This window comes from Chryseobacterium sp. SIMBA_038, assembly GCF_046535115.1.
GTDB lineage: Bacteria > Bacteroidota > Bacteroidia > Flavobacteriales > Weeksellaceae > Chryseobacterium.
Window position 1 is genome coordinate 1 of sequence record NZ_JAWRXH010000171.1, and the last position, 271, is coordinate 271.

Here is a 271-nt window from a genome sequence, read left to right on the forward strand (position 1 = left end):
CTTGGCAAACGTATAAACAGAGTAGGAGATAAGGTTACTTCCCCCGGCGTAGTCCTTTCGGATAGAATAAATACTGGTTTGAGGAAATAGTTTAATAGCATCCGTCTTCAAGTCGAACGTCCGGATCTCCTTGGCTATGGCCTTATTTCCACCCAGAAAAAAGGATTGCCGGAAGCCATTCGGGTTTCCGAATGTACCGAATGCAGAGAAAAAATAAGTACTGTCCATTAATCTGTAAAACTAAATTTTAAACGTTCCCAAAATGTTCCTT

General features: G+C 41.0%; 1 protein-coding gene. It reads right to left on the reverse strand.

The features are described 5' to 3' along the window. On the reverse strand, nucleotides 1-228 hold a 228-nt coding region (locus SB689_RS23155; RefSeq protein WP_410694404.1), incomplete at its 3' end, for a hypothetical protein. Between the last annotated feature and the right edge of the window lie 43 nt (nucleotides 229-271).